Origin of the sequence: Micromonospora sp. NBS 11-29 (assembly GCF_002140155.1) — a bacterium.
Lineage (GTDB): Bacteria > Actinomycetota > Actinomycetes > Mycobacteriales > Micromonosporaceae > Micromonospora.
Window position 1 is genome coordinate 1652 of the sequence record NZ_NAPR01000016.1, and the last position, 3997, is coordinate 5648.

Annotated in this window: 3 protein-coding genes; all 3 read left to right on the forward strand. The window is 76.6% G+C overall.

Translation table 11 applies throughout. From position 1 onward, the window contains the following. Nucleotides 1–1186, forward strand: a 1186-nt coding sequence (locus B1205_RS20650) for an SDR family NAD(P)-dependent oxidoreductase (protein WP_140158115.1), incomplete at its 5' end; no start/stop codon positions are given. A 5-nt stretch (nt 1187–1191) separates the two neighbouring features. Beyond that, on the forward strand, nt 1192–2064 hold the full coding sequence (locus B1205_RS20655) for a metallophosphoesterase family protein (protein WP_089157125.1): 873 nt from the start codon (nt 1192–1194) through the stop codon (nt 2062–2064). Nucleotides 2065–2258: 194 nt separating this feature from the next. Next, nucleotides 2259–3997, forward strand: a 1739-nt coding sequence (locus B1205_RS31990) for a type I polyketide synthase (protein ID WP_441338532.1), incomplete at its 3' end; no start/stop codon positions are given.

Here is a 3997-nt window from a genome sequence, read left to right on the forward strand (position 1 = left end):
GCCCGGCGCGGAAGAACTGGCCGACCGCCTGCGCGGGCTCGGGGTACGGGTGACGGTGGCCGCATGCGACGTGGCCGACCGGGCTGCGCTGGCCGGGCTGCTCGACGGGCTGACCGGGCAGGGCGACCCGGTCCGGGCCGTCGTGCACGCCGCCGGCGCCGCCCAGGCCACCCCGCTGACCGCGATGACCGCCGACGAACTGCGCGACGTGCTCCGCGCCAAGGTCGACGGCGCGGCGCACCTGGACGCGTTGCTGCCCGACGGGCTGGACGCGTTCGTAATGTTCTCGTCCATCGCCGGGGTGTGGGGCTCCGCCGGTCAGGCCGGCTACGCCGCCGCGAACGCGTACCTCGACGGGCTGGTCACCCGCCGCCGCGCCCGTGGGGCCGCCGGCACGGCCGTGGCCTGGGGGCCGTGGGCCGGCGCCGGGATGGCCCAGGGCGAGCAGCGCGACCAGCTCGCCCGGCGCGGCCTGCCCGCGCTCGACCCGGACCTCGCGACGACCGCCCTGCGGGGCGCGCTCGACCGGGACGACACCACGGTGGTCGTCGCCGACGTCGCCTGGGACCGCTTCGCCGCCTCGTTCACCGCCCGCCGGCCCAGCCCGCTGCTCGCCGGCATCCCCGAGGCCGCCGCCGACCGCGTCGACACCCCGGCGGCCGACCCGGACGCGCCGCGGGCGCTGCGCGACCGGCTCGCCGCCGCCGGCCCGGCCGAACGGGACCGGATGCTGCTCGACCAGGTGCGCGTCGCGGCGGCCACCGTGCTCGGGCACGGCACGCCGGCCGCGATCCGGGCCGGTCGCGGGTTCCTGGACCTCGGCTTCGACTCGCTCACCGCGGTCGAGCTGCGCAACCGGCTCACCGCCGAGACCGGCCTGACGCTGCCCACCACCCTCATCTTCGACCACCCGACGCCGGCCGCGCTCGCCGAGCACCTGGGACGCGAACTGCTGCCCGACGCCGGTGGCGTCACCGCCGAGATCGACCGCCTGGAACGGCTGCTCGACGCGGTGCCGGGGGAGCGGCGCGACGCGGACGTCACCCGCCGGCTGGAGGAGCTGCTGGCCCGCTGGCGCGGCGACGCCCCGCCCGCCGAGGCCCCGGTCGCGGTCGCCGACGACCTGGCCGACGCCGGCGAGGACGACATCTTCGCCATCATCCAACGGGAGTTCGGCAAGTCGTGACCAGCATCGGAGCTAGGGGTCCGCACGCGGCTAGGGGTGGCCGGCTGCTCGCCATCAGCGACCTGCACGTCGGGTACGCGGAGAACCGGGCGCTGGTCGAACGGCTGCGCCCCGACGGCGACGACGACTGGCTGATCGTCGCCGGGGACGTCGGCGAGTACCTGCACGACGTCGAGTGGGCGCTCGGCCTGCTCGCGCGCCGCTACGCCCGGGTGGTCTGGGCGCCCGGCAACCACGAGCTGTGGACGCCCCGCGACGACCCGGTGCAACTGCGCGGCGAGGCCCGCTACCGGCACCTGGTGGCGCTGTGCCGACGCCTCGGCGTGCTCACCCCCGAGGATCCGTACCCGGTGTGGGACGCCGACGGCGATCCGGTGCTGGTCGTGCCGCTCTTCGTCGGGTACGACCACTCGTGGCGGCCACCCGGCACCTACAACCGGGCGCAGGCGCTCGCGCTGGCGTACGAGACCGGGGTGGTCTGCACCGACGAGATCCTGCTCCACCCGGACCCGTACCCGAGCCGGGACGCCTGGTGCCGGGCCCGGGTCATCCACACCGAACGGCGCCTCGACGCCGAGCGCGACGGGCTGCCCACCGTGCTGGTCAACCACTACCCGCTGGTCCGCGAGCCCACCCGGATCCTGCGGCATCCCGAGTTCGCCCAGTGGTGCGGCACCGACCTCACCGCCGACTGGCACCTGCACTACGACGCCCGCGTCGCCGTCTACGGGCACCTGCACATCCCGCGCAGCACCCGCTACGACGGGGTCCCGTTCGAGGAGGTGTCGGTGGGCTACCCGCGCGAGTGGCGTCGCCGCGCCACGCCACCCGGCCAGCCTCGGGAGGTCCTGCCCGCCCTCGCCGGCCAGCCCCGCTGACCCGCCCGACCTGCGCCGCGCACCCCCGCCCGGGGCCGGCGAATGAGGGGTCCGTAGGGGTTGGGGAGCAGGTCAGCGCTCAGTAGCGTCCACTCACGGTGACGGGCCGGGTGCCGGCGTACCCCCGTGTGCCGCACCGACGGCTACCTCGGTGTTCGACGGGAATCGATCGGCAGCAAGCTCCGGGCGGGTGGATCATGGCGGACGAAGAGAAGCTTCTCGAACACCTCAAGTGGGTCACCACCGAGCTCCGCCAGGCGCACCGTCGCCTGCGCGAGCTGGAGGAACCGGAACCGGTCGCCGTGGTGGCCATGGCCTGCCGGTTCCCCGGCGGCGTCGCCTCCCCGGAGCAGCTCTGGGACCTGGTCGCCGCCGGCACCGACGCCACCGGCCCGTTCCCCGCCGACCGCGGCTGGGACCTGGCCCGGCTGTACCACCCCGACCCGGACCACCCGGGCACCTCGTACAGCGACCGGGGCGGCTTCCTCGCCGACGCCGGCCACTTCGACCCCACGCTGTTCGGCATCAGCCCGCGCGAGGCCCTCGCCATGGACCCCCAGCAGCGGCTGCTGCTGGAGACCACCTGGGAGGTGTTCGAGCGGGCCGGCATCGACGCCGGCACGCTGCGCGGCAGCCGTACCGGCGTGTTCGTGGGCACCGCCGGGCAGGACTACGCCTCCGTGCTGCGCCGCCTGCCCGAGGGCGCCGAAGGGTACGTCCTCACCGGCACCGCCGCCAGCGTCATCTCCGGCCGCGTCGCCTACACGTTCGGCCTGGAAGGCCCGGCCGTCACCATCGACACCGCCTGCTCCTCGTCGCTGGTCGCGCTGCACCTGGCCGCGCAGGCGCTACGCGACGGCGAATGCACCCTCGCGGTCGCCGGCGGCGCCAGCGTGATGTCCACCCCGGGCGGCTTCGTCGAGTTCTCCCGCCAGCGGGGCCTCGCCGCCGACGGCCGCTGCAAGGCGTTCTCCGCCGACGCCGACGGCACCGGCTGGGCCGAGGGCGTCGGCCTGGTGCTGGTCGAACGGCTCAGCGACGCCCGACGGCTCGGCCACCCCGTACTCGCCGTGATCCGCGGCAGCGCGGTCAACTCCGACGGCGCGAGCAGCGGCCTCACCGCCCCGAACGGCCCCGCCCAGCAGCGGGTCATCCGCGACGCCCTAACCCAGGCCGGGCTCACCCCGGCCGACGTGGACGCGGTCGAGGCCCACGGCACCGGCACCACGCTCGGCGACCCGATCGAGGCGCAGGCGCTGCTGGCCANCCGGGACCGGCCGGCCGACCGGCCGCTGCGGCTCGGCTCCCTGAAGTCCAACCTCGGCCACACCCAGGCCGCCGCCGGCGTCGCCGGTGTGATCAAGATGGTGCTCGCGCTGCGGCACGACCTGCTCCCCGCCACGCTGCACGCCGACCGGCCCACCCCGCACGTCGACTGGTCGGCCGGCGCGGTCGAACTGCTCACCGACGCCCGGCCCTGGCCCGCCGAACCCGGCCGGACCCGCCGCGCCGCCGTCTCCTCCTTCGGCATGAGCGGCACCAACGCCCACCTGGTGATCGAGGAGGCCCCGCCCGCCGAACCGGCCCCCGCACCGGCGGCCACCGTGGACCGGCCGGTCGTGCCGGTGCTGCTCTCCGCCGCCCACCCGGGCGCGCTCGCCGCCCAGGCCGAGCGGTGGGCGTCCTGGCTGGACGCCGAACCCGCGCATCGGCCGCTGGACGTGGCGTACGCGTCGGTCACCACCCGCGCCGCGCTGGACCGGCGGGCCGTGCTCGCCGCCAGCGGCCCCGACGACCTGCGGGCCGCGCTGCGGGCGCTGGCCGCCGGCGAGCCGTCCGGCGCGCTGGTCACCGGCGACGCCACCGACCGTGGCCCGGTCGCGGTGCTCTTCTCCGGTCAGGGCGCGCAACGCGCCGGCATGGGCCGGGAGCT